This is a genomic window from Niabella beijingensis, assembly GCF_020034665.1.
GTDB lineage: Bacteria > Bacteroidota > Bacteroidia > Chitinophagales > Chitinophagaceae > Niabella > Niabella beijingensis.
The window spans coordinates 2,306,809-2,326,203 of record NZ_JAIQDI010000002.1 but is presented as its reverse complement, the minus strand read 5'-3'; the positions used below and the strand labels follow the sequence as shown (position 1 = coordinate 2,326,203).

The 19,395-nt window shown below is 49.3% G+C and carries 16 protein-coding genes; 12 read left to right on the top strand and 4 right to left on the bottom strand.

The features are described from left to right. Nucleotides 1-20: 20 nt before the first annotated feature. From K7B07_RS25695 to K7B07_RS25655, 9 genes are all read left to right on the top strand, one after another. Nucleotides 21-992, top strand: coding sequence for a glycoside hydrolase family 43 protein (locus tag K7B07_RS25695; RefSeq protein ID WP_223713412.1), 972 nt, complete (start codon nt 21-23; stop codon nt 990-992). A gap of 120 nt (nt 993-1,112) precedes the next feature. After that, entirely contained in the window at nt 1,113-1,769 is a 657-nt protein-coding gene (locus tag K7B07_RS25690; protein ID WP_223713411.1) for an HAD family hydrolase, read from the top strand. An 81-nt stretch (nt 1,770-1,850) separates the two neighbouring features. Further along, a complete protein-coding gene (locus tag K7B07_RS25685; protein ID WP_223713410.1) occupies nt 1,851-3,521 on the top strand; it encodes a ribulokinase in 1,671 nt (556 codons plus the stop codon). 2 nt (nt 3,522-3,523) lie between these two features. Further along, complete coding sequence (gene araD / locus K7B07_RS25680; protein ID WP_223713409.1) at nt 3,524-4,219, top strand: L-ribulose-5-phosphate 4-epimerase AraD; 696 nt, start codon at nt 3,524-3,526, stop codon at nt 4,217-4,219. A 24-nt stretch (nt 4,220-4,243) separates the two neighbouring features. Further along, nucleotides 4,244-5,746: an L-arabinose isomerase gene (gene araA, locus K7B07_RS25675; protein WP_223713408.1), complete on the top strand. Its 1,503-nt coding sequence runs from the start codon at nt 4,244-4,246 to the stop codon at nt 5,744-5,746. 129 nt (nt 5,747-5,875) lie between these two features. Further along, the gene (locus tag K7B07_RS25670) at nt 5,876-7,609 is read left to right on the top strand and encodes a sodium:solute symporter family transporter (protein WP_223713407.1); all 1,734 of its coding nucleotides are present in this window, start codon (nt 5,876-5,878) and stop codon (nt 7,607-7,609) included. Nucleotides 7,610-7,804: 195 nt separating this feature from the next. Beyond that, nucleotides 7,805-9,484 (top strand): sodium/sugar symporter, encoded by a 1,680-nt coding sequence (locus tag K7B07_RS25665; RefSeq protein ID WP_223713406.1) that lies wholly within the window; start codon nt 7,805-7,807, stop codon nt 9,482-9,484. Between the two features lie 64 nt (nt 9,485-9,548). Beyond that, on the top strand, nt 9,549-10,274 hold the full coding sequence (locus tag K7B07_RS25660; RefSeq protein WP_223713405.1) for an EcsC family protein: 726 nt from the start codon (nt 9,549-9,551) through the stop codon (nt 10,272-10,274). Nucleotides 10,275-10,385: 111 nt separating this feature from the next. Then, on the top strand, nt 10,386-11,423 hold the full coding sequence (locus tag K7B07_RS25655; RefSeq protein WP_223713404.1) for a hypothetical protein: 1,038 nt from the start codon (nt 10,386-10,388) through the stop codon (nt 11,421-11,423). A gap of 13 nt (nt 11,424-11,436) precedes the next feature. On the opposite strand, the gene K7B07_RS25650 is transcribed toward K7B07_RS25655, so the two are convergent. From K7B07_RS25650 to K7B07_RS25640, 3 genes are all read right to left on the bottom strand, one after another. After that, nucleotides 11,437-12,264: an NHL repeat-containing protein gene (locus tag K7B07_RS25650; protein ID WP_223713403.1), complete on the bottom strand. Its 828-nt coding sequence runs from the start codon at nt 12,262-12,264 to the stop codon at nt 11,437-11,439. A 78-nt stretch (nt 12,265-12,342) separates the two neighbouring features. Then, nucleotides 12,343-14,499, bottom strand: a complete 2,157-nt coding sequence (locus K7B07_RS25645; protein WP_223713402.1) for a cation:proton antiporter — start codon at nt 14,497-14,499, stop codon at nt 12,343-12,345. 23 nt (nt 14,500-14,522) lie between these two features. Further along, complete coding sequence (locus tag K7B07_RS25640) at nt 14,523-15,110, bottom strand: hypothetical protein (protein WP_223713401.1); 588 nt, start codon at nt 15,108-15,110, stop codon at nt 14,523-14,525. A gap of 317 nt (nt 15,111-15,427) precedes the next feature. Here K7B07_RS25640 and K7B07_RS25635 point away from each other — a divergent pair, with 317 nt between their 5' ends. Then, nucleotides 15,428-16,519, top strand: coding sequence for a serine hydrolase domain-containing protein (locus K7B07_RS25635; RefSeq protein WP_223713400.1), 1,092 nt, complete (start codon nt 15,428-15,430; stop codon nt 16,517-16,519). A gap of 46 nt (nt 16,520-16,565) precedes the next feature. Here the strand turns inward: K7B07_RS25635 and K7B07_RS25630 are convergent, their stop codons facing one another. Beyond that, the gene (locus K7B07_RS25630) at nt 16,566-18,017 is read right to left on the bottom strand and encodes an NADP-dependent isocitrate dehydrogenase (RefSeq protein WP_223713399.1); all 1,452 of its coding nucleotides are present in this window, start codon (nt 18,015-18,017) and stop codon (nt 16,566-16,568) included. Nucleotides 18,018-18,229: 212 nt separating this feature from the next. Between K7B07_RS25630 and apaG the strand changes: the two genes are divergently transcribed. Both apaG and K7B07_RS25620 read left to right on the top strand, forming a co-directional pair. Further along, a complete protein-coding gene (apaG, locus tag K7B07_RS25625; RefSeq protein WP_223713398.1) occupies nt 18,230-18,616 on the top strand; it encodes a Co2+/Mg2+ efflux protein ApaG in 387 nt (128 codons plus the stop codon). 84 nt (nt 18,617-18,700) lie between these two features. Continuing rightward, entirely contained in the window at nt 18,701-19,309 is a 609-nt protein-coding gene (locus K7B07_RS25620) for a 2'-5' RNA ligase family protein (RefSeq protein WP_223713397.1), read from the top strand. Nucleotides 19,310-19,395: the final 86 nt, after the last annotated feature.

The following is a 19,395-nucleotide window of genomic DNA, read 5'->3' as shown; positions in this document are numbered from 1 at the left end:
TTACTAAACAGGAAAGGCATATGAAAAAAAAGACCCTGCTTCTGGCGCTGGTCCTCGTGGTAATAAGTACCTACGGACAGAAAAAATTTTCCGGTAACCCGCTGTTCCCGGGGTGGTATGCAGACCCGGAAGGCGTGATCTTCGGTAAAACCTACTGGATCTATCCTACATTTTCAGCGCCCTATGAGAAGCAGGTATTCATGGATGCATTTTCCTCACAGGATCTTGTGCACTGGACAAAACATGAAAAGATACTTGATACGGCGAATGTAAAATGGGCAAAGCGTGCACTCTGGGCCCCTGCAATTGTAAAAAATAAAAACCGGTACTTTTTATTTTTCGGAGCCAATGATATCCAGAACGACCAGGAAACGGGGGGCATCGGCGTTGCGGTGGCATCACAACCACAGGGACCGTTTAAAGATTATCTCGGACATCCGCTGGTGGACCGCTTTCACAACGGTGCCCAACCGATCGACCAGTTTGTTTTTAAAGATAAGGATGGTGCTTATTACCTGATCTATGGCGGATGGCGGCACTGCAATATCGCGCGATTAAAAGACGATTTTACCGGGTTTGTACCGTTTAAGGATGGCAGTGTGTTCAAAGAGATCACACCCGAAAAATATGTGGAAGGCCCCGTACTGTTTATCCGGAAGGGAAAATACTATTTTATGTGGTCGGAGGGCGGATGGACCGGGCCCGACTACAGCGTGGCGTATGCCGTGTCGGATTCCCCGCTGGGCCCCTTCAAACGTATCGGGAAAGTGCTGCAGCAGGATCCCGGGATCGCCACGGGAGCCGGCCACCACTCGGTAATACAGGTGCCGGGTAAAGATGAGTGGTATATCATCTACCACCGCCGCCCGCTTACGGAAAAGGATGGTAATTCCAGGGAGACCTGCATTGAGCCACTGTATTTTGATGCGGAGGGGCTTATAAAACCCGTGGTGCTTACAACTACCGGGGTTCCGGCACGGCCGTTAAAATGAACCGGCTACAGACATTTATTTCCTGAAAGACCGCTGGATACTGCTTAATTCCTGCAGGCCAAATTAAGCAGGAATGTTTTTTCTTTTTCTGTGTATCTTACCTGCTGTAACGTTAAAGCAATGAGATATAACGCATTTATTTTTGATCTGAATGGAACCATTATCGATGATATGGCCTTCCATGCAACGGCCTGGTTCCGGATACTGAATGAAGAGCTGGGCGCCGGTATGAGCCGGGAGGAAGTGAACAGCCATATGTATGGCAAGAACAGTGAACTGCTGGACCGTATCTTTGGCCCCGAACGGTTTACAGAAACCGAAAAACAGGATCTTTCCCTCCGCAAGGAACAGCTTTACCAGGAGGCCTATCTTCCTCATCTGGCCTTGCTGCCCGGACTGGAAGATTTTCTGGAAGCTGCGGCGCAAAAGGGCATCCCTATGGCGGTAGGCACCGCCGCCATCCCGTTTAATGTTGATTTTGTACTGGACCGGCTGGGCATCCGGCGGTATTTTAGCGCGATTGTAACGGCCGACGATGTTTCCACCAGCAAGCCCGACCCGGAGACCTTTCTGAGCTGTGCCCGGCTGCTGAACGTGGCGCCTTCCGGCTGCCTCGTGTTTGAGGATGCTCCCAAAGGAGCAGAGGCCGCTGCAAATGCCGGAATGGACGCTGCGATCCTCACCACAGGCCATCAGCCTGCTGAATTCGGCAGGCAGGAACATATCCGCTTCTATATTCCGGACTATACCGATCCGCGGGTAACAGGGCTGGTATAACCCTTTTGCGAAAAAATAATTGTATATTTTACAATTATTCCAAATAAATTGTATTTTTAACTTTTAAACGATCGTCGTCAAATGAAAGAAGCATACGTGATCGGGGTGGATTTTGGTACGGATTCTGTCCGCTCTGTTATTGTGAATGCCCGGAACGGGGCAGAAGTTGCCGCTTCTGTATTCCAATATCCCCGCTGGAAACAAGGACTTTATTGTGTCCCCTCAAAAAAACAATTCCGTCAGCATCCGCTGGATTATATCGAAGGACTGGAAACAACTATTAAAGATTGTATCAAAAATGCCGGTGCGGATGTTGCCGCGCAGATCAAGGGCATCTCCATAGATACCACGGGATCCACACCGGTGGCCGTGGATCAGCAGGGGCAACCGCTTGCATTGTCTGCGGAGTTTGCCGAGAACCCCAATGCCATGTTCGTGCTCTGGAAAGATCATACAGCCACCCCCGAGGCAGCGGCGATCAATGAACATGCCCGGCGCTTTGAGGTCAACTATCTTCAGTATGTGGGTGGTATTTACTCCAGTGAATGGTACTGGGCCAAGCTGCTGCATATCTTCAGAACGGATGAAGCAGTACGGAGGCACACTGCCAGCTGGGTAGAGCATGCCGACTGGCTTCCGTTCCTTCTTACCGGCGGTAATGATGTGAACCAGCTGAAAAGAGGGGTGTGCACGGCCGGACATAAAGCCCTTTGGGCAGAAGCGTTCGGGGGATTTCCTCCCAATGAATTTTTCGCAACCCTGGATCCCGTGCTGGACGGTTTTGCGACCCATCTTCCGTCCCGGACCTATGCTGCGGATGAAGTTGCTGGCACGCTCAGTGCGGCCTGGGCGGAACGGCTCGGACTGCATACGGATGTGATCGTGGGTATTGGCGCCATGGACGCGCATATGGGCGCAGTGGGCGGGCAGATCGAGCCCTATCATTTAAGTAAGGTAATGGGAACTTCTACCTGCGATATGCTGGTGGTGCCGCATTCGGATCTTGCAGCGGATAAAACCGTGAAGGGCATCTGCGGCCAGGTGAACGGGTCGGTGATCCCCGGTATGACCGGGCTTGAAGCCGGGCAAAGCGCTTTTGGAGATGCGTATGCCTGGTTTAGGAATTTATTGTCCTGGCCCTTACAATTATTAAAGGAAAGCAGTGCGCTGTCCGAAACCGCGGCAACCGCTCTTGCGGATGAAACAGAAGGCCGCATTTTGTCCGCTCTGGCAGCTGCCGCAGAGGCATTACCCCTGGAAGAAAATGACCCGTATGCGATCGACTGGCTGAATGGCCGCAGAACCCCGGACGCTAACCAGCTGCTGCATGGCGCTCTTACAGGGCTGGGACTGGGAACAGACGCCCCGCGCATCTTTAAAGCGCTGGTGGAAGCCACCTGCTTTGGCGCCAAGGCCATTGTGGACCGGTTTGAAGAGGAAGGCGTGCCGATCAAGGGACTGATCGGCGTGGGCGGTGTGGCACGGAAATCGGGGTACATCATGCAGGTAATGGCCGATGTGATGAACATGCCGATCCGCATCCACCGCTCGGAACAGACCTGCGCCATCGGAGCAGCAATGTTTGCAGCAACCGTGGCAGGTCTCTATCCATCGGTGGATGCCGCCATGAAGGCCATGGGGCAGGGGTTTGATAAAGAATATTTCCCCGATGCGGAACGGCATGCCTATTATAAAAAACGAATGGCGACCTATGGAAAAATAGGTGCTTTTTTAGAACACAATAACCTGTAACCATGCGATACGAAGCGATCCGCGAAAAAGCATACGCAGCAAATATGCAGCTCCCCGAACTGGGTCTGGTGCTTTTTACATTCGGGAATGCCAGCGAGGCCGATCATAAAGAAGGTGTCTTTGCCATTAAACCCAGCGGGGTGGCCTATACAGCACTCTCACCGGAGAAAATGGTGGTCGTTGATTTTGACGGCAAAACGGTGGACGGAACACTGAATCCCAGTTCCGACACACAAACCCATGCCGTGCTCTACAAACACTGGGAAGGTATCGGTGGTATCGTTCATACACACTCCACTTATGCAACCGCATGGGCGCAGTCGCTGCGTTCGATCCCGGTATATGGTACCACGCATGCAGATTACAATATTGTAAACATTCCGTGCGCGCTTCCGATGGATGATGAAATGATACAGGGAGATTATGAAGTGCAGACGGGGCACCAGATCCTGAACCACTTTAAAGAGAACGGTTTTGATTACAGGGAGGTGGAAATGATCCTGGTCGGAAATCATGCCCCGTTCACCTGGGGCAGGGATGCGGCAAAAGCCATACACAACAGCGCGGTACTGGAGCAGGTGGCGCAAATGGCTTACCTCACAGAGCAGATCAACCCGCAGGCGCCGGTATTAAAAAAGGCCCTGATGGAGAAGCATTATCAGCGCAAGCACGGGCCCAACAGCTATTACGGACAATAATCAATTACATCGAAAATATACAATATGATCAATCTGGAGCAATTGGAACTGTGGTTTGTTACGGGGAGTCAGCATCTTTACGGTGCGGATACATTAAAAGAAGTGGCGGCCCATTCCCAGGAAATCGTCAGCCATATTAATGCCACATCAAAAATACCTGTCCGGCTTGTCTGGAAAGATACGGTGAAAACACCCGAGGAGATCTATCAGGTATTTGCCGAGGCAAATTTCAGCAATTCCTGTATTGGTGTTATTGCCTGGATGCATACGTTTTCTCCTGCAAAGATGTGGATCAACGGGCTGAAGATCTTTCACAAGCCGCTGCTCCAGTTTCATACCCAGTTCAACAGGGACATTCCCTGGAGCTCGATCGACATGGATTTTATGAATACCAACCAATCGGCCCACGGCGACCGTGAGTTCGGCTTTATGCTGAGCCGGATGAATAAACACCGGAAGGTAGTGGTAGGACACTGGAAGGATGAGAAGGTTGTTGAACAAATTGCCGGCTGGAGCCGGGCTGCGATCGGATGGAACGACTGGCAGGGGGCGCGGTTCGTACGTTTTGGCGACAACATGCGTTATGTTGCGGTAACCGATGGCGATAAAGTAGAGGCCGAACTGAAATTCGGTTACAGCGTTAATACGCATGGTATTGGTGACCTGGTAGCCGTTATCAATGAAGTGGGTGAAAAGGAAACAGCGGTGCTGGTGCAGGAGTACCTGGACAGGTACCAGGTCGCTTCGCAGTTAAAAAAAGACGGTGCACAATACCAGTCGCTGCTGGATGCGGCCCGTATCGAACTGGGATTGAAACAGTTTCTGGAACAGGGGGATTTTAAAGGATTTTCCGATACATTTGAGGATCTGCACGGGATGATCCAGCTGCCCGGTATCGCGGTACAGCGCCTTATGGAACAGGGATATGGGTTTGCAGGAGAAGGCGACTGGAAAACGGCGGCACTGGTACGCGCGATGAAATCAATGGCAACAGGTCTTGCAGGAGGAAATTCCTTTATGGAAGATTATACCTATCATTTCGATCCGGACGAATCACTGGTGTTGGGTTCTCATATGCTGGAGATCTGTTCCAGCATTGCAGCGGGAACACCTTCCTGCGAGGTGCATCCGCTGGGGATCGGGGGAAAGGCAGACCCGGTGCGGCTGGTGTTCAATGTAAAAGGGGGGCCTGCGCTGAATGCTTCCCTCATGGACATGGGTAACCGTTTCCGGCTGCTGGTGAACGAAGTAGAGGCGATAGCGCCGTTGCATGATTTGCCCAAACTGCCGGTAGCCCGCGTGTTGTGGAAGCCGTATCCGGATATGAATACCGGCTGCGCTGCCTGGATCCTGGCAGGAGGAGCGCACCATACCTGTTATTCGCAAAATCTTACTACGGAAAACCTGGAAGATTTTGCCGGCATGGCGGGGATCGAATTTGTACGGATCAATAAAGAAACGGATCTGTATCAATTTAAAAATGAATTGCGCTGGAGCGATGTGTATTATCAGCTTAACAAAAATTAATCAGCATTTGAAGCCGTCTCAAAAGCCGCCGTTACCCCGCCGGAAGGGATCCGGTATCCGGAACAGCGGGGCATCAGCTACAGACCGGTTTTGGGATAATCTTTTTTGACTTTATAACAATTGCACGATATGAAAGATAATTTAGCCTGGCAGGACATTCTGGTCTTCTTTATTTATTTTGTGGTAGTGGCTTCCTATGGCTACTGGGTATATCTCCGGAAAAAGAAAGCAGCGGTATCTGCATCACATGATTATTTTCTGGCAGAAGGCTCACTAACCTGGTGGGCCATCGGCGCTTCGCTGATCGCCTCCAATATCTCTGCGGAACAGTTCATCGGCATGAGTGGCGAGGGCTTTTTTGTAGGAGTGGCAGTGGCAGCCTATGAATGGATCGCCGCTGTGGCACTGATCATCGTGGCCGTCTGGTTCATCCCGGTATACCTCAAAAACAAGATCTATACCATGCCGCAGTTCCTGAACCGGCGCTATAACCAGACCGTGTCGCTGATCATGGCCGTGTTCTGGCTGCTGCTGTATGTATTTGTGAACCTTACTTCCATCCTGTACCTGGGTGCGGTTGCGATCGATGCCCTCCTCGGAGGAGGATACCTGCATGTGATCATGATCGTGCTGCTGCTGATGGCGCTTATCATCACATTGGGCGGGATGAAAGTGATCGGTTTTACAGATGTGATCCAGGTGGGGGTGCTGATCCTCGGCGGACTGGCCACTGTATATATGGCGTTGCAGATTGTAGACATCCGCATCAACGGTGCGGCCAGCGGCAGCGCCATTGCAGGGTTTAAAACATTACTGCAGCAGGCACCCGACCACTTTAAACTGATGCTGGATAAACCATCGGTTACACATACGACGATCGACCATCCGCAGAACCTGGATGTGCAGAAATATGTGGTGCTGCCGGGCATTGCCATGTATTTTGCCGGACAGTGGATCGTAAACCTGAACTACTGGGGGTGCAATCAGTATATCACACAACGCGCACTGGGGGCAGATCTTCAGACAGCACGTACGGGAATCTTGTTTGCCGGTTTTTTGAAACTGCTGATGCCGATCATTGTAATGCTACCGGGTATTGCAGCCTATGTGCTGTACAAGAATAACCACCTGCCGGGTTTCAGCGGTGTAAAAGATGGTGCTTACTCCGCCATACTGGGCTTTTTGCCGGCGGGATTAAAGGGCCTGGCCATCGCGGCACTAACGGCTGCGATCGTAGCCTCCCTGGCAGGCAAGGTGAACAGCATTGCCACGATCTGGACCCTGGACGTACATAAAAAATACCTGAGCAAATCCATGACCGAGCTGCAATCGGTACGTGTCGGAAGATGGGTGGTGATCCTCTCCATGCTGGTGGCCCTGTTGTTTACCTGGACGGATGTGCTGGGCATCGGCGGGGAAGGCGGATTTACTTTCATCCAGAAATATACGGGTTTTATCAGCCCGGGGGTATTTGCCATGTTCCTGCTCGGCATGTTCTGGAAACGGACCACCGGTACGGCAGCGCTGGTGGGGGTGATCCTGGGCTTTGTACTGGCCATCTTCTTTAACAATTATGCTGTGGATATCTTTGGGAAAGAGACCTGGCTCTATACCGCCTTTACCTACGAAAAAATGGAGGGTGGTGTGCTGCATACCATTACGGAAATTCCCTTCCTGATCAATATGGGCTGGTCGTTCTTCTTTACAGTATTGGTAATGGTGCTGATCAGCCTTGCAGGACCAAAGGACAATCCGAAGGCTTTTGAGATCGACAAATCGATGTTCAAATTGCAGCCCCGCACGATCGTGCTGATTGTAATCACTCTTATGATACTGGCCGCCTTGTACGTGCGGTTCTGGTAACAACGCTACCGTTTTTTCCGGCCGGACCAGGAACAGATTTTCCCGGTCCGGCTTTTTTGTGTGCTAACTTATTCGGTTTCAGTTTTTTTGAGAAACAGGGGTTCTTTTTAGAAAATTTAAAATATTTCCTTGGATCGGGTTAAAAATGATATATTAGCGCTCCTTTTTCTCAATAAACGAAAAAAAAATTGACATATGAAAGGTTCTGACTATCTGGTTTTCTTTATTTATTTTATAGTGGTGGCTTCCTATGGTTACTGGGTGTACCGGAAAAAGAGGCAGGAAAGTGTTTCGGCATCACATGATTATTTCCTGGCAGAAGGCTCGCTGACCTGGTGGGCGATCGGGGCTTCGCTGATCGCATCCAATATCTCGGCCGAACAGATGATCGGGATGAGCGGATCCGGGTTCAAGCTGGGCCTGGCCATTTCTGCCTATGAGTGGATGGCCGCAGCCACTCTGATCATTGTTGCCGTATTCTTTATGCCGGTGTACCTGAAGAACAAGATCTTTACCATGCCGCAGTTCCTGAGTCAGCGCTACAATTCCAAAGTGGCCATGATCATGGCCGTATTCTGGCTGATGCTGTACATCGTGGTGAACCTGATGTCGATCTTGTACCTGGGCGCCCTTGCCATCAGCGGCATCTCAGGCATTAATATTACATTCTGTATCCTGGCGCTGGCCGTTTTTGCGATCGTCATCACACTCGGAGGAATGAAGGTGATCGGGTTCACGGATGTGATACAGGTCTTCTTCCTGGTGCTGGGCGGACTGGTGGCTACTTATATTGCCCTGAATCTGATCTCAGGCGGAAAGGGGATAGGCGCCGGCTTTAATGTATTGCAGTCAAAAGCATCCGAACATTTTCATCTTATTTTTAAGAAAGACAACCCCAACTATATCGACCTGCCGGGGCTGAGCGTGCTGATCGGGGGTATGTGGATCGCCAACCTCAGTTACTGGGGCTGCAACCAGTACATCACTCAAAGAGCATTGGGTGCATCCCTCCCTGTTGCGCGTAAGGGATTACTGTTTGCCGCATTTTTGAAAATGCTGATGCCGATCATCGTGGTGCTTCCGGGTATTGCGGTCTACTATATTGTAAAAGAGAACCTGGGCGGAATTACACCGGATCAACTGGTGACCGCATCCGGCGTGCAGGATCCCAACAAGGCCTATCCCGCACTCATTTCTTTGTTGCCGGCCGGACTAAAAGGCCTGTCCTTTGCCGCACTGACCGCGGCAATCGTAGCATCACTGGCCGGTAAAGCAAACAGCATTGCCACCATCTTTACACTGGATATCTATAAGAAAGTGTTCAATGCAGGTGCCAGCGAGCGCAACCTGGTGAACGTAGGTAAGATCGCGGTGATTGTTTCCATGTTGTTCGCCGTATTGCTTTCCCTCATAGTGGGAGATGCCCTGATGGGAGAAGGAAAGCAGGGATTCCAGTACATACAGGAATATACAGGTTTTGTATCGCCGGGTATTTTTGCAATGTTCATCTTCGGGTTCTTCTGGAAAAAGACCACTTCCAGTGCCGCCCTGTTCGCTACCATCGGCGGATTTATTGCCTCTGTTGTCTTAAAATTCCTGCCCGGCTGGGTGGATCTTTCGTCACTGCATGCGATCGGCTGGTCGGTTCCGAATGCAGCGGGTATCTATGAGATCCCTTTCATGGACCGGATGGTGATCGTATTCCTGATCTGTGCAATCGGCATGTATTTTATCAGTATCTATCAGCATAAAAAAGGTGTTGTATCCAAAGGACTGGAAGTGGACCCGGGAATGTTCAAAACTTCTACCAGCTTTGCTGTGGGATCCCTGATCATCGTAGCCATGCTGGTGGCGTTATATTCGGCGTACTGGTAATCTTTATTTTATTTTAGTTGTTAAATAAAGAGCGGCTTGTTTCCGCTCTTTTTAATTAGGGGCTATGAACCGATATGAACAGATCGCTTTTTCTGAAATGAAGCGCTGGCAATTCAATATGCAGCGTCCGCCGGGTATATTCAACCGGCTTTCAAAGCGAACGCAGGATAAGATCAATGCCCTGATACCGGAAAAAGTGCATAAGGGCATTACGGTGGTGATCAAACAAATGATCCATGCCGTATTGTTCGGTGCCAAACATACCACGGCTAAGCCTCTCAAGAATGCTGCTCTTATATTGAGAGAACAAACGGTAAAAGAAAAGATAAAGTTTTACAGAAGTGCCGCTGCCGTGGAGGGCGGCATTACAGGGGCCGGTGGGTTCTTTATGGCACTGGCAGACTTCCCGCTGCTGCTGGCACTGAAGCTGAAACTGTTGTATGAGATCGCTTCGGTATATGGAATTGATCTGGAAGATTACCGGGAGCGGGTATACCTCCTCCATATTTTTGAACTGGCTTTTTCAAGCAGTCAGCACCGCAACGAAGTGTACAGGAAAATCGAAGACTGGAACGTGAAAATGCAGGCGATGCCGGCAGATGTATCGGAATTTGACTGGCGCCGTTTCCAACAGGAATACCGCGACTATATCGACCTGGCAAAAATGGCACAACTGTTGCCGGTAGTAGGAGCACCGGTAGGGTTTATTGCGAATTACCAGCTGGTAAAAAAGCTGGGTACAACTGCCATGAACGCTTACCGGATGCGGTTGTTAACGACGCAGTTGTAATGGACCGGTCTGTTTCAGGAGCTTCTTAAGAAATGTTTAAGATATCCGGATGGCCGGAAACCGCGCAGAGCCGTTTCATCAACCTATCTTTATTGTATAACCGTACTTCGTATGAAAAAAATACAGCATATTCACTTATTGCTGGTCTGTATTTCTTTAACGGCCTGCAGCATTTCTGAATCCCAGGAAAAAACAGTTTCCGTTCCGGGGCCGGTACCTGCAAAACCGGATACCGTGCAGACGGCCTCCGCAGTTGTTCCCGAAGCGGTGCTGGATACATCCGACTATAAAAAGCGGATGAAGGATCTGGCTAATGGGGATTCGTCGGGAAGATGGCCGGTGAAAGCACCGCTGCCATTGCCCGGTGCTATTTTCCCGTTCAACAGGGTGATCGCTTATTATGGCAATCTGTACTCAAAGGGAATGGGCATCCTTGGTGAACTGCCAAAGAAAGCGATGCTTCAGAAACTGAAAAATGAGGTGGGCAGGTGGGAAAAAGCCGATCCCGGAACCCCCGTTGTACCGGCACTGCATTATATTGCGGTTACGGCCCAGGGTGCACCTGGCAGGGACGGGAAATACCGGCTGCGCATGCCGTTCCATCAGATCGACACTGTGTTGAAATGGTCAAAGGAAATTGATGCGCTGACCTTTATTGATGTGCAGGTTGGGCAGAGCACCCTCCAGGAAGAGATCCCGCGGTTCAAAAAGTATTTTAAGCTGCCCGGCTTTCACCTGGGGATCGATCCGGAGTTTTCCATGAAAGATGGTGCAACGCCGGGAACCAGGATCGGAAGCTTCAATGCGGATGATATCAATTTTGTGATCGACTACCTGGCGGAGATCGTGCGGGACAATGAGCTGCCTCCGAAGATACTGGTGATACACCGCTTTACACAGGATATGGTTATGGGATATAAGGATATAAAGAAAGTGCCTGAAGTGCAGGTGGTAATAGATATGGATGGCTGGGGTGGTAAACCGCTGAAAACAGGCACCTATAATACGTTTGTGTACCGGCAGCCTGTTCAGTTCACCGGGTTCAAACTTTTTTATAAAAATGATCTGAAAGGCGGCAGCACCGGCCTGTTCACCCCAAAAGAATTATTGCGCTTCAAACCCCGGCCGGTTTATATTCAGTATCAATAAAGGTCCTGATCCGCTACTTTAATTCATAGGCAACCACACTGTAGTTATTAAAGGTTGGCACATACAGTGTTTTTGTGATGGGGTCATAAGCAAGGTCGGCAGTATTCATCCGCTTTTGTACATCCAGCATTTTATGGATGGTGCCGTTGGGCGAGACATGGTAGATCAGTCCGGCCCAGCAGGTTACGATAAAACCGCCGTCCCCCGTGGGTTCCAGGCCGTCACCGCCCTGTTCAAAACCGGAAGCAATAATGGTTTTGTTTTTTTTCTGATCCAGTTTCCATAGTTCTTTTCCCGCAAGTACATAAAGATCGGTGCCGATGGACTTCAATCCGTTGGCGCTGGTTGCTTCTTCCAGGTATACCTCCGGCTGGTTATTCGTCACCTTATAGATTTTATTTTCCCGGGTATCCGATACATACACAGTTCCTTTTTTATCGGTGGTTACATCATTCAGAAAAACGGCGCCCGGCACCGGAATCGTTTTAATGACCTGGGCTTTTTTAACATCGATCACGACCAGGTCTGTAATATCCGCCACATACAAAAGATTTTTGTACAGGGCCATGCCCTTTGGGGCATTCAGTCCGGTGACCCAGTTGAGATTTTTAACAGTACCGTCCTTGTTGATAATACCCACACCTCCTTTACCATCCTTCTCATTGCCGTTTCCGTCGATCAGCGATACATACAATTCATTTTTATGCGGAACGGGCACTACCGATTCCGGAACAGGGATCGAATCTGTGGTGCGCCATTTCTCAACAATCGTATGCTGTCCGTAACCGGTGAAGAAGCTGCCAATAGCAAAAGCGGTTAAAAGTAAATGTGCAGGTTTCATATCTGATATCGTTCGGATGAAGATAGTTAAAAAAACTGGTATCCGGTTCCGTAAAAGAAGGAGGGAGCTGTTTTTTGTTTATGGCTGCCTGTCCCGCGTAAAAATCCGTCCGATATCCTTTCCGAGCCCCTCCAGGTCCATGGTGGGATTGAGGAAATGATTGTCACTGATATAAAAATCATCTGCCTCGGATGATTTTACCTGTATGGGATAAATGAGCAGGAAATTATTGGATCTGAAATACCGGTCGAGATAGGTGAATATCTTATCCATGTGCTGATTATAGGAGGGATACTGAGGACGGCTCAAAACAAAGGTGATCAGGTCATTCTTATCGGCCTCACGGGACAGGATGAGGATATCCTCCCAGTTTGAAAACTCGGTAAAGCGGTATTCGATCGGGTTCTTCTCGTTTAAATTTTTCAGCAGCGGCTCAATATTACGGGAAGCAAAAAACTTTACACTGCCGCCGCAATGCTTTACCAGCGTCCATAAGTTGGAAAGCCAGTAGAAGAATCCCGTTTCCCGTTCCGCATTTTCAGGAATGACCACCACATTGTTTTTTATAGTAGACAGCGGCTGTACCGGATTGTAGACATAGGTAGTGACCTTCTCATTATCGAGGATGCCATTGATCAGCGCAAAACTTTTGACAGAGTTATACGGTTTGGTGCTATAGCCAAGTATGAGATCGGTGATCTTATTGGCCTTGAGTTCGCCGGTAATGCCATTGATGATGTTGTCATCATAACGGATGATTTCATTTACGGTTACATCGGCTGCGGCACCGGTATGCACGGCCAGTTCCAGCATTTTCTTCCCGGCCCTGTCCGACTCATCCGGTGCGTCGTGTTTATTGATGATGTGCAGGGCGTAGAGCTGATCTGTATTTGCAGCAGATTTTATGGAAAGTGCCAGCTGTACCAGGTGCTCTGTTTTATCAAGCGCATTGGTAGCGATCATTATCTTTTCACCCTCATCATTACTGTTGTTGTTTTCTTCATTCTGACTGCCGGTTTCTTTCGCCAGTTCCTGCCCTCCTTTTTGTGCAGTGAGTGAGGCGATCGTACAGGTAATAAGGATCACCAGGATCGATCCGTTAAGCACGGCCTCGTTCAGCAGGCGGATGGGTTCGCCGTCGGGCGTTTCGGATATGATGATGTTATAGCCTACCATTACCGCGGCAAGTGTGGCGGCTGCCTGAGCCAGGCTCAGACCGAAGATCACCTGCAGCTGGTGCCTGTTCAGCCGGAAGGTCTTTGTAGTGGCCCAGGCTGCCAGGTATTTGGCAACGATCACCCCGATGGTAAGTACGGCTGCTACTTTTATGGTTTCGGTATCTTTTATAAAGGCCCGGAAGTCGATCAGCATCCCCACGCTGATCAGAAAGAAAGGAATGAATAATGCATTGCCTACAAATTCCACACGGTTCATTAACGGAGATGTGGAAGGGATCAGCCGGTTCAGCGCAAGGCCTGCGAGAAAGGCTCCGATGATCCCTTCCACGCCGGCAAGCTCTGCCAGCACTGCACCAAGGTATACCATTACCAGCACGAAAATGAACTGAGCGATCTTATCGGATATCTTTTTAAAGAACCATCTCCCGATAAGTGGAAACAGCAGCAGCACGATCAACCCGAACGCAAGAATGGACAGTGTCAGGCGCAGCCAGAACGCCGCATCTACCTGACCTTTGGTCATGCCCACGATCACGGCCAGAACAAGGAGTGCCAGGGTATCGGTGATCATGGTGCCGCCTACTGTAATGTTTACTGCCTTGTCTTTTGCAATACCCAGTTTGCTTACAATAGGATAGGCCAGCAGGGTATGGGAGGAGATCAGGCTTCCCAGCAAAATGGAGGTCATCCAGTTGAAGTGCAGCAGGTAATAACTGGAGAGGGTACCGATGATCATCGGAATGCAAAAAGTATACATACCGAAGGTGATGCTTTTCCATTTATTTTTTTTGAACTCGATCAGGTCGATTTCGAGTCCGGCCAAAAACATGATGTAAAGTAATCCGGTAGTACCGGAAACCACGATACTGCTGTCCCGGTCCAGTATACCAAATCCGTTCGGTCCTGTCAGTGCACCTGCTATGATCAGCCCGATAAGATGCGGGATCTTCAGTTTGTTCAGCAGGATCGGAGCCAGCAATACAATAATGATGACGATCAGGTATTTTAAAATAGGATCTGTAACGGGAAGTGTTGCCTCTGCAATGTTTAACAGCATATGCGGTGGATTAACATAGGTGATTATTGATTTTTTGACCGGTCCATGTCTACTTTGAAGGTGGTCTCGCAACCGTCGGCCTGTATGATGAGCCGTTGTCCGCTCATTTTATTTACATTGTCGATCTTCAATGTCACCTGCATGGTGGCAGAGGGTTGTGAAGCCTCGGTTTCCGGTGTCGATAGTTTTAAACCGGTGCCGGTAAAACTGCCGGTATAAACGCGGATCAACTTATCGCCCTGCATGGCACGGACACCTACGGTGCTGCCATTGCCGCTTAACAGCCAGTTTTCTTTGCGTATGTCACCAACAGCAAAGCCGGAACAGTTTGTCTGGGAGCAGACCATAGTCACATTCCAGCTGCCCGCCAGGGAATCGGGCAGGGGAAGTACCTGCTCGGCAAGAATACGGCTGGCAGAATCCATTTTTTCTGCATACCGTTTCAGGCTGTCCTCGGCCAGCCGGATCTCTTTTTCTTTCAGCATCACGGCTTGCTCCCGGGCATTTATCGCCCGTTCCCGCTCATCCAGTTGTTTTCTGCGCTCTTCAAAACCACAGCTGCAAAGCATGAATACGATTAACAGTGTTCCAGTAATAAATGGTTGCTTCATAATATCCTGTTTGAGTACGATGTGTGCTAAGGTAAAAAAATATTGATAAACGGCCGGGCAGCTTTATTTTCGGCTGCCTGGAGATCGAATGATAGGAGTTTGCTGCAACAGATGGCGGAGGAAAAGAAGACGTGTAACACGGTTTTTAAAAAGGGAAAAAAAGAACACCGGCATTTCTTGTATTTCAGATGATTTTATGCAGGCCTCTTTTCTATTACTAGTCGGATAACAGCTATTGCAACGGATTTCGTATTTTTAAGGAGCTTGTAATCGTTATGCGGAACCGGTTTTATTTTTATTTTTTATTGGCAGCAGTGATGAATCATTTATCTGCGGTAAACGCACAGTTTAATAAAAAGCTGGAAGCGATAGTGACCAGCGAATATCCTGTTGCTGCAGCGCCCGGTATTGCGGTGCTGGTGCAATCGGGCGACAGCCTGTTTAGGCAATGCGTGGGGCAGGCTTCGTTGCAGCCCGGGGGAATAGCCATAACCCGGGAAACCGCGTTCCGTCTGGCTTCTGTCAGCAAACAGTTTACTGCCCGGGCCGTTTATGAATTGAAAATGGCCGGCAAACTCAGCTATGATACAAAGCTGGAGGCTGTTTTTGATCAGCTGCCCCCGTCGATAAGCAGCATTACGGTCGGGCAGTTATTGCAACATACTTCGGGGATATGGGATTATGAAGACCTTATCCCGGAAGAACGGACTGCTCAGCTGACGGATGATGATGTATTGCAGCTGGTGCGGCAGAAGGATACTACTTATTTTCCACCGGGGTCTGCTTTCCGGTACAGCAATACCGGCTATTGTTTGCTGGCACTGGTGGTGGAGCGGATCAGCGGCATGCCGTTTCCGGAGTTTCTGAAGCAGCAGCTCTTTGATCCGTTGCAACTTTCCGGTGCGCAGGTATACGAAGCCGGCAAAGAAATTGCTCACCGGGCGTATGGCTATCACCCGGAACAGCAGACCTTCCGGTTTGCCGATCAAAGCGTCACCAGCGCTACCAAAGGAGATGGTGGCGTATATATGTCTGTGACGGCTTACAGCCGCTGGGCGGATGACCTGTTCCGGTCAGCCGGTGACCGTTCCGGTTATTTTAAGGCGATTACCGGCAAGGCGGTACCGGTGAAAGAAGGGATCCGCTACAACCTGGGATGGTTTATATGCAGGGAGGAGGACGGAAGTATTGCTGTTTTTCATTCAGGAGAAAGCACCGGTTTTCATAATATCGTTTACCTAAATCCGCAGCGAAAGATAAAGATCATCCTGTTCAGCAACCGCGACGATCTGAAGATCGCAGCGCTTTTTGACCGGATCTCCAAAGAACTCCGGGCGGGCCCTGCAGCACAGTTACATTCCGGCAGCCCGCTCTTTACCTGGCTTAGCAGACTGTATGCGGATGAATAAAAAAAGTCCCGGCAGCACCGGGACCTCTGTTATAAAAACCGTTTATTTATTGCCCCTGGGCAAGACTGTAGGCTTTTTTCCCTTCCCACTCATTAAGCAACTCCAGTGAACAGATCTTAAAGTCGCCGCTCAGGCTTACATAAAGACCGATCACATCCTGTTGTGTCAAGGCATGATCATCGATGCTTTCAAAACGCACGTTGTATTGATTAACCAGGTTGGTATACACGGATCCGGTAGGCCATACCTGCGTACCCCGGTTGCTCACATTCACGATATTGAATTTTACTCCGGCATGGCGCTGGCATTTTTTTGCGATCACTTCAGGAAGCTCTGAACTTTCGATAAACAGATCCACTCCCACGATTTTTTCCTGGCTGGTTTCTTTGGACTCCAGCATTACGTTCTTATCCAGGTGCAGCACGGTGCAGGAACTTGCCACGTCTGCCAGTTCCGGCTTGGGGTTGAGCTCGGGTTTTTTACCCAGATTGGTGATAATGGCATTGGCAAATTCCGTGGTATTAACGGCGGGGATGGATTTGTCGCCAAAGTCGCCGGTATGCACACCCTGCTCCAGGGTGTAAAGAAGCGCATTTTCGATCTGACCGGCTTTTTCCAGCAGACCCAGGTGCCGCAGCATGGCGATACCGCTCAGCAGCAGTGCTGTCGGGTTGGCAATGTTTTTACCCGCGATATCGGGCGCTGTTCCGTGCACGGCCTCAAAGATGCAGATATGGTCACCGATATTTGCGGAGGGGGCAAAGCCCAGTCCGCCTACCAGCCCGGCGCAAAGATCGGATACGATGTCACCCTGCAGGTTGGTAAGCACTACCACATCGAAGTTGTTCGGCTGCACCACCAGCTTCATACACAGGTCATCCACGATCACGTCATCTGCCTTCAGCTCCGGATACTCCTTTGCCACTTCATAAAAACATTCAAGGAACAGGCCGTCGGTGATCTTCATGATATTGGCCTTGTGACCACAGGTGATCCGGCGCGCATTTTTCTGCCGGGCCATTTCAAAAGCATAACGGATCACCTGCATGCTTCCGGGCCGCGTAATAAAACGGCGGCTCAATGCCACATCATGTGTAAGCATGTGTTCGATGCCTCCGTAAGTATCTTCAATATTCTCCCGTACAATGGTGATATCAATGGGGATGCCGGCCTTGCTGAAAACGGTGTCCACGCCATGCAGGGTCTGAAATACCCTTTTGTTGGCATAGGTGTTCCATGTTTTCCGCGCAGTTACATTGATGCTTTTAACACCTTTTCCTTTCGGGGTCTCCATCGGCCCTTTGAATAAAATACCCAATGCCTCGATGGTCTTTTTTGCTTCATCGGTCATCCCGTTATTAAAGCCCTTATCAAATACCCATTTGCCCATATCTACATAATCATAATCAAGGGGCACATCCGCGGCCTTAAAAATAGTGATCACTGCGTCCATGATTTCCGGACCGATACCATCGCCTTTAGCTACTGCAATTTTCATGAAAAGACCTGATTTACTTTTTAATGATTTGATACTGTTGAAAGCTGTATTAAATATTGCTGGATTTCAGACTATAATAATTTATTACCTAAAAAAATTAAATAGGTGAATCCATTTAACAAGCTCAATTGTGCTGCAAAGGTAAGAGAATCCGGCTCCACAATAAATGGGAAGACCATTAAAAAAATACTATATTTACCAAAACTCCGTAAATGAGCAGTTTAATTTCAGCAGGTATCCATGTAACTGTAGAAGTATTCTATCAACCGGAATACAGCAATGCATTACAGTCTGAATTTATGTTTGCTTATCGTATTACCCTCGAAAATTACAATCCGTTTTCCGTAAAGTTACTGCGCCGGAGCTGGTATATTTTTGACAGCAACGGCAGCTACCGGCAGGTAGAAGGAGAAGGGGTGGTAGGCGTGCAGCCGGTGCTGACCCCCGGAGAGACCTATCAGTACATGAGCGGATGCAACCTGCGTTCTGAAATGGGAAAGATGAAAGGCAGCTACGAAATGGAGAATCAGAACAGTCACCAGCTTTTCTCGGTGGAAATCCCCGAATTCGAAATGATCGCCCCTTCAAAATACAACTGATCCCCCGGATTTTTTTTAAAATTAATTACTAAAAATATTAGTAATTAAAAACTAAATTTATTAGCTTTGTGTAAAACTGTTTTTATGCAAGCTATAGAATCTGTAAAAGCGGTGGCCGTTGCTGAATACCTGTTATTGATAACACCCCATGAGGATCTTTTTAACCGTATCCGGTTGGAAAAGCAATTGTTTTTTGAAAAATACAAAGCCCCGGAGGCGGTCCGGGGCAAACCGCATCTGACACTGGTCCGGTTCAAACAGTTTGAGGGAGCAGAGGAGCGGATCCGGCAGAAGCTCCGGAGCCAGGCCGCCGAATGGTCGCCCTTTTGCGTGGAACTGGCCGGTTACGGGAGCTTTCCGTCCCATACGATCTATCTTAATGTGGCTACAAAGTCGGGCATCCAGAACCTGGTAAAAAGTATCCGCACCGATAGCCAGGCATTGATGAAGCTGGATAAGGATAATAAGCCGCATTTTATCCTGGAGCCGCATATCACCATTGCCCGGCGGCTGAAGCCCTGGCAGCATGAAGCAGGATGGCTGGAGTACCGGAATAAAAATTTCAATGCAAAATTCATGGCCCATGCAATGACATTGCTGAAAAGAACAGAGGAAACCGCACCGTACCGGAAGGTTGAGCATTTTGAATTTGCCGGCCGGTCTTTGCTGCCAAAGCAGGGGGTGATGTTTTGAATTTGGAAATTCGAGAATTTGAAGATGTGTAAATGTGGAAATACGCAATAATGAATCAATGTCGTTTCCTTAAAGCCGCAGATCAC

Excerpts from the sequence above, each read along its gene's own strand:
- K7B07_RS25670 (WP_223713407.1), top strand. The coding sequence starts at position 5,876 with ATGAAAGATAATTTAGCCTGGCAGGACATTCTGGTCTTCTTTATTTAT.
- K7B07_RS25665 (WP_223713406.1), top strand. The coding sequence starts at position 7,805 with ATGAAAGGTTCTGACTATCTGGTTTTCTTTATTTATTTTATAGTGGTG.
- K7B07_RS25640 (WP_223713401.1), bottom strand. The coding sequence starts at position 15,110 with ATGAAGCAACCATTTATTACTGGAACACTGTTAATCGTATTCATGCTT.
- araD (WP_223713409.1), top strand. The coding sequence starts at position 3,524 with ATGCGATACGAAGCGATCCGCGAAAAAGCATACGCAGCAAATATGCAG.
- K7B07_RS25635 (WP_223713400.1), top strand. The coding sequence starts at position 15,428 with ATGAATCATTTATCTGCGGTAAACGCACAGTTTAATAAAAAGCTGGAA.
- apaG (WP_223713398.1), top strand. The coding sequence starts at position 18,230 with ATGAGCAGTTTAATTTCAGCAGGTATCCATGTAACTGTAGAAGTATTC.
- K7B07_RS25630 (WP_223713399.1), bottom strand. The coding sequence starts at position 18,017 with ATGAAAATTGCAGTAGCTAAAGGCGATGGTATCGGTCCGGAAATCATG.
- araA (WP_223713408.1), top strand. The coding sequence starts at position 4,244 with ATGATCAATCTGGAGCAATTGGAACTGTGGTTTGTTACGGGGAGTCAG.
- K7B07_RS25645 (WP_223713402.1), bottom strand. The coding sequence starts at position 14,499 with ATGCTGTTAAACATTGCAGAGGCAACACTTCCCGTTACAGATCCTATT.
- K7B07_RS25695 (WP_223713412.1), top strand. The coding sequence starts at position 21 with ATGAAAAAAAAGACCCTGCTTCTGGCGCTGGTCCTCGTGGTAATAAGT.
- K7B07_RS25620 (WP_223713397.1), top strand. The coding sequence starts at position 18,701 with ATGCAAGCTATAGAATCTGTAAAAGCGGTGGCCGTTGCTGAATACCTG.
- K7B07_RS25650 (WP_223713403.1), bottom strand. The coding sequence starts at position 12,264 with ATGAAACCTGCACATTTACTTTTAACCGCTTTTGCTATTGGCAGCTTC.
- K7B07_RS25690 (WP_223713411.1), top strand. The coding sequence starts at position 1,113 with ATGAGATATAACGCATTTATTTTTGATCTGAATGGAACCATTATCGAT.
- K7B07_RS25655 (WP_223713404.1), top strand. The coding sequence starts at position 10,386 with ATGAAAAAAATACAGCATATTCACTTATTGCTGGTCTGTATTTCTTTA.
- K7B07_RS25685 (WP_223713410.1), top strand. The coding sequence starts at position 1,851 with ATGAAAGAAGCATACGTGATCGGGGTGGATTTTGGTACGGATTCTGTC.
- K7B07_RS25660 (WP_223713405.1), top strand. The coding sequence starts at position 9,549 with ATGAACCGATATGAACAGATCGCTTTTTCTGAAATGAAGCGCTGGCAA.